Source organism: Anoxybacillus sp. (assembly GCF_036834105.1).
In the GTDB taxonomy this organism is placed as follows: domain Bacteria; phylum Bacillota; class Bacilli; order Bacillales; family Anoxybacillaceae; genus Anoxybacillus.
The window spans coordinates 1-6,073 of the sequence record NZ_DAITON010000131.1; the positions used below are offsets into that span (position 1 = coordinate 1).

Consider the following 6,073-nt stretch of genomic DNA (forward strand, 5'->3'; position numbering starts at 1 on the left):
ATGAATAGTAGTTACCATTATAGCAAAAACTACTTACGCAATACATAAAGAATGGAGTGAAGACGATGGACTTTAATTTACGTGGTGCCGTCATGGCGAACGTCGCAAACAGTTCAAAAGACCAGCTTCAACATACGATCGTTGACGCGATTCAACAAGGTGAAGAAAAATATTTACCCGGTCTTGGTGTCTTATTCGAAGCACTATGGAATCACGCGACAGAAGAACAAAAACAATCGATGCTTGAAACATTAGAAGAAGCAGTAAAAAAATAGCCTTCGCGTTGAAGGCTATTTATATTTAAGGGGGATCTTCATTTTCTAAACGCTTTTAACTTCTTAGATATTTCCTTTGTTTGCGTATATATTTCCTTATACACCAAGAAAATTTCCTTGTACCTCTCTACCGCTTCATTATTTGGCTCAACAATTTGTTCTACCTCTTTAAATACACGAGCACAATGTTCTAAGGATGGGAACCACTTACACCCATAAGCTGCAATCATCGCAGCACCCATGCTCGGTCCCTGCTCGTTTTTTAACTTTTCAATTGGGGTGGCAAATATATCCGCTTGAATTTGTAACCACTCTGCACTTTTAGCGCCCCCTCCAATTGAAACGACGGTATCTATTCGTTTTCCGCTTGCTCTAATAATTTCAACAGATTCATTTAAAGAGAATGTAATTCCTTCTAAAACAGCACGAGCAAAATCCCATATCGTATGAGTAGCATCCACTCCGATGAAAGAGGATCGAATATCTGCATCTGCATAAGGTGTTCTCTCTCCGACTAAATACGGCGTAAACAATAATCCATTTGCCCCGATAGATGATTGACCATACGCTCGTTTGACAATTTCGGAAAAGGACATATCATTTAGCAACGTGCGCTTGAACCAATCAAAACTATATCCGGCAGCTAATGTTACGCCCATAATATAGTACGAATCTGGTTTTGCATGATTAAAATAATGTACTTTTCCTTCAAATTCTTTTTCACCTGTTTGCTCAAATGCAAGTACGACACCAGATGTCCCAATACTACACATCGTTTGTCCTTCTTCTAATATGCCTGCACCAATCGCACCACATGCGTTGTCTGCTCCCCCAGCAAATACTTTTACACTTGTTGGAAGACCTGTTTTTTCCGCTATTTCAGGTGACAACGTACCAACATAATCGGTAGCTTCCACTAGTGGAGGACATAACCGAATGTCGATATCAAGTAATTGACAAATTTCTTGACTCCATTCTTTTTTTCTTATATCAAGAAGTAACGTTCCTGCCGCATCGGAATATTCCATGGCAACATGGCCAGTAAGGCGCATGCGAACATAATCTTTCGGCAATAAAAACGTACGAGCTTGCTTATAAAGATGGGGTTCATGTTTTTTCACCCATAATAATTTTGGTAATGTAAATCCTTCAAGTGCCCGATTTTTTGTAATGGATAACAATTTCTCATTTCCAATTCTCTCTTCAATCCATCGACATTGTTCCGTCGTTCTTGTATCGTTCCAAAGAATAGCTGGTCGCACAACCTCATTGTTTTCAGATAATAACACTAACCCGTGCATTTGCCCAGAAAAACTGATGCCAACAATCGAACTTGGATCAACATTTGATACTTGCAACACTTTTCGCAATGCAGTAATCGTTTTTTCTACCCAATCTTCTGGGTTTTGTTCGCTATATCCTGAATGTGGTTGGTAAAGGGGATACGCTTCCGTACTCTCCCCTTTGATCTTTCCTGTCCAGTCAATAAGTAATGCTTTAACTGCACTTGTTCCTAAATCAATACCAATGACGTGTTCCAAGTTCATCCCTCATTTCATTAACGTCCTGCACAAACTTCGAGTAAATATTGATTAAGCAACGTTTTCAAACGCTCTTGACGTCCTGAATGATTGTGGATATCCCCAAGTTGCAATGCATATGTCTCTAGCGTATGAAAATTGGCTCTACCCTCAACAATGTCGCGGCCAATTCCTTCAGTATAACTCTTGTATCGTTCCTCAATGACAGATTCAAATACACGATCTTCAATTAAGCGGTGTGCAACTTTTAGTCCAATTGCAAAGCTGTCCATACCGGCAATATGAGCGTAGAATAAATCTTCTGGTTCAAACGAGCCACGTCTTACCTTGGCATCGAAATTTAATCCACCACGGCCAAGTCCGTCATTTTGTAAAATTTCATACATCGCAAGTGTTGTTGTATATAGATCCGTTGGAAATTCATCTGTATCCCAACCAAGCAACGTATCTCCTTGGTTTGCATCAACAGAACCTAACATGTTATGAATGCGTGCAACTCGCAATTCATGTTCGAATGTATGCCCGGCCAATGTCGCGTGGTTAGCTTCAATATTAAATTTAAAATAATCTTTTAGTCCATATGTTTGTAAAAATGCTAACGCTGTAGCGACATCAAAATCATACTGATGTTTCGTTGGTTCTTTCGGTTTTGGCTCAATTAAGAATTGTCCATCAAAACCAATTTCTTTTGCGTAGTCAACAGCCATATGCAAGAAACGAGCTAAATTGTCAAGCTCTAGCTTCATGTCGGTATTCAATAACGTTTCATACCCTTCTCGCCCGCCCCAAAATACATAGTTTTCTGCGCCGAGCCGCTTAGCGATTTCTAGTCCCTTTTTCACTTTCGCCGCCGCATATGCAAACACATCAGCATTGCAAGAAGTGGCTGCACCATGCACAAAACGTGGATGCGTAAATAAGTTAGCTGTGTTCCAAAGCAACTTTGTTTTACTCGTCTTCATATATTGTTCAATCATATCAACAATTTCATCTAAGTTCCTATATGTCTCTACAAGAGTATCTCCCTCTGGCGCAATATCAACATCATGAAAGCAGAAAAATGGAATGTCCAACTTTTCAAATAATTCAAACGCTGCTTCAACACGCGCTTTTGCTAAATCCATGCCACTATATCGATTCCAAGGACGAATAGCTGTTCCAACACCAAAAGGATCCGATCCATCTCCTACAAACGTATGCCAGTATGCCACTGAAAAGCGCAAATGCTCCTCCATTGTTTTATCCCCTATTTTTTCTTGAGGATTATAGAACTTAAAAGCAAGCGGGTTCTTCGATGTTGGCCCTTCATAAACTACCTTGTTAACGTTTTCAAAATAAACCATGTCGGATTCCTCCCCGATTTTTATAAAATCTTCAAGTTGAATTATAACAGGGTTAAGTTAGTTTGTCTATCTAATAAACAAAGTTGTCACAATTCTTTTTCCAATCGAAATTAATTGCGTCCAAAAAAGCTTGTGCAATAACCATATGCCCTGGTGCTGATGGATGAATACGGTCCCAAGCTAACGCAGCAGGATAAAAAAATTTTAGTAATCTATCAAAGGCCTCTTGTATATCGACGAATAGGCTATTTGTTTCTTTCGCGATTTTTTTTACAACTGAACCATATTGATCCATTGTACAACGCATGGCATCTAATTTGTTACTTTCTATATAAAATGGCGACATAAGAATGATCCCTTCGACTGAATGTCTTGTTTCTGTAACAAGTGTTCGCAATGTTTCTTCATATTCATCTAAGTACACATGCTCCTCTTTCATAAAAGGAGTATCGTACTGACGCCAAACGTCATTCATTCCAATTAAGATTGATAGCCAGTTCGGCCGCTCATGCATAACATCTTCTTGCCACCTCCCCTTCAAATCTCGGACAGTATTTCCACTAACCCCTTTGTTAATAACACGAATCCCCCTCTCTGGATAATTTACTTGCAGTAGAGCGTTTACATAAGAGACGTAACCCGCCCCTAATTCATTATCCTTGTCTTTTGTACGGTTACATTCGGTTATCGAATCACCGATAAATAACAGCTTATGCCCTCGTCCAATCTTCATTTTTATCCTCCTTCAAAATTCAAAAAACAGGAAAATAATTTAACTAAACTATTTGAAACACAGGCCTTTCATCAATAAAATGAACAGGGATATTAGGAAACGTTGACTGCAATTGCTCCGCCAAATATTTCATCCCTGGCTCTTCACTTTCAGAATGGCCAAGCACGATTAAAGACTTATGTTTATCTTGTTGTAAGGAATCTCTCACATACTCTGGAACCTCCCATTCTGGACCTTCCCCATAAATAATTAAATCTAACTTTTCTTGTTCAAATAAAGGGATGCATAATTCCCCACTCCCCCTATAACCTACTAACACTCCAATTCGTGTACAATGCATAGACAAATCTCCAGTGACCCGCACGAATGGAATTTGCAACTGCCTCTTCACATATTCAGCAATATCGCTTAATGTTGTAGGAGGAATGGAAATTATTGTTGTATGCAAGCGATGATTAGAAACATATTTTTCCCATCCTAAAACACGGAGCAAGCCAAGCATTATGCCATCGGGCTTTTGTCGATGCAAATAATCATGGAAACGATAAACTGCTATACCTGACTCTCGAATTAGGCGTAGCTTCTCTTGATATACTGAATCATTTTGGAACATTACCATATGATCACTATGACTATAAAATAATCCTTCATGTGTGATAAGAAGATTAGCTCTCCTCAGGATCGTTTGCTCTATGACATAATAAGTAGGCATAAAACTCACCGAAATCCCTTTTACTTCCATGTTGGTTTCACCATACTTGAGGGAGTCTACAGTATTAGGAACTTTTTCTACTCCCTTCACTAATTGATCAACTACATGCTGAACAGTAATCCGCATACTCTTTTATCCTTTCGAAAAAATCACGTTGATTAATATCTCCAAACTATACTCCTGAATATGCTAAAAAACCACCATCTACAGGTATAATCGTTCCTGTTACAAAACCACTCATCCGATCATCCACCAACCAAACTAATGTCCCTAACAAATCTTCTGGATTACCTAATCTTCTCATAGGGGTATGAGATATAATTTTCCTCGTGCGCTCTGTGTATGAACCATCCACATGTTTAAGAAGATGCTCATTTTGTTTTGTCAAAAAAAATCCCGGGGCTATCGCATTAACACGTACCCCCACCTCAGCCACATGTACAGCAAGCCACTTTGTGAAATTTTCGACTCCAGCTTTTGCTGCGCTATATGCAGGTACTTTCGTCATCGGCCTCGGAGCGCTCATTGAGGAAATGTTAATGATCGTTCCCCCTCTACCAATCATCTGTTTAAGGAACAGTTGTGATGGAATGAGTGTACCGAGAATATTTAAATTGAAAACATATTCAAAACCTTCCTTAGTCAAGTCAAAAAAAGTTATAATTTCTTTATTTCCTAAATCCCACAGTTCTAGAACTTCTTTTGACGTGATCCCTTTCGAATGATTACCACCTGCACCATTAATAAGCACATCACATGATCCATAAGTAGCGAGAACTTCTTCAGCAGCTTTAGTTACACTACCCACATCCAACACATTACATTCAATAGCTAAAGCTCCTCCACCACTTTTCATAATATCTTCTTTCACTTGCTCCGCCTTCTCAAGCGTTCGATTCAAAATAGCTACTTTCATACCTTGACGAGCCAACTCTTTTGCCATGTAACTACATAAAGTGCCTCCACCACCTGTTACAACAGCTACTTTCCCTTTTAAATTTTGATGAATGGGTATCATCTATTTATCCCCTTCCCTGTCTCTCTTTTCTCGTTCTCCAAACTATCCCAAATACCTAACAAATACATAATGCCAAGGGCTCGATCATACAATCCATAACCCGGCCGTGCTTTCTCTCCCCATATTGTTCGACCATGATCTGGACGAATATAACCTTTGAAATCTAATTCATGCAAAACTTTAACAATCTCGCATATGTTTAATGAGCCGTCGCAGCTGCGATGTGACGTTTCTTCAAAATTTCCATTTTCGAAGGTTTTTATATTTCTTACATGAACAAACGGTACACGCTTTCTCTCTAAAAAATATCGAAATATTTCGACTACATCGTTATTTGGGCTTGCCCCTAATGATCCAGAACATAGAGTCAATCCATTTGAATGGCTATCAACCATATTAGTTATTATTTCTAAATCTCTTTTATCCTTTACAACGCGAGGTAGGCCGAACA

At 39.0% G+C, this 6,073-nt stretch carries 7 protein-coding genes; 1 reads left to right on the forward strand and 6 read right to left on the reverse strand.

Annotated features, from left to right (window positions below; all coding sequences use genetic code 11):
• Positions 1-65 precede the first annotated feature (65 nt).
• The gene (gene sspI, locus V7Z64_RS11095; RefSeq protein WP_003397818.1) at positions 66-275 is read left to right on the forward strand and encodes a small acid-soluble spore protein SspI; all 210 of its coding nucleotides are present in this window, start codon (positions 66-68) and stop codon (positions 273-275) included.
• Between the two features lie 38 nt (positions 276-313).
• On the opposite strand, the gene xylB is transcribed toward sspI, so the two are convergent.
• The 6 genes from xylB to V7Z64_RS11125 form a co-directional block, all read right to left on the reverse strand.
• Complete coding sequence (xylB, locus tag V7Z64_RS11100; protein ID WP_297988018.1) at positions 314-1,816, reverse strand: xylulokinase; 1,503 nt, start codon at positions 1,814-1,816, stop codon at positions 314-316.
• A 17-nt stretch (positions 1,817-1,833) separates the two neighbouring features.
• Positions 1,834-3,159 (reverse strand): xylose isomerase, encoded by a 1,326-nt coding sequence (gene xylA / locus V7Z64_RS11105; RefSeq protein WP_297988016.1) that lies wholly within the window; start codon positions 3,157-3,159, stop codon positions 1,834-1,836.
• 70 nt (positions 3,160-3,229) lie between these two features.
• Positions 3,230-3,892, reverse strand: coding sequence for an SGNH/GDSL hydrolase family protein (locus tag V7Z64_RS11110; protein ID WP_297988014.1), 663 nt, complete (start codon positions 3,890-3,892; stop codon positions 3,230-3,232).
• A gap of 43 nt (positions 3,893-3,935) precedes the next feature.
• On the reverse strand, positions 3,936-4,730 hold the full coding sequence (locus tag V7Z64_RS11115) for a Nif3-like dinuclear metal center hexameric protein (protein WP_297988012.1): 795 nt from the start codon (positions 4,728-4,730) through the stop codon (positions 3,936-3,938).
• A gap of 46 nt (positions 4,731-4,776) precedes the next feature.
• Positions 4,777-5,622 carry an SDR family oxidoreductase gene (locus V7Z64_RS11120; RefSeq protein ID WP_297988010.1) on the reverse strand — a complete coding sequence of 282 codons (846 nt, stop codon included), beginning with the start codon at positions 5,620-5,622 and terminating at the stop codon, positions 4,777-4,779.
• On the reverse strand, positions 5,619-6,073 hold a 455-nt coding region (locus V7Z64_RS11125; protein WP_334110432.1), incomplete at its 5' end, for a mannonate dehydratase. The genes V7Z64_RS11120 and V7Z64_RS11125, both read right to left, overlap by 4 nt.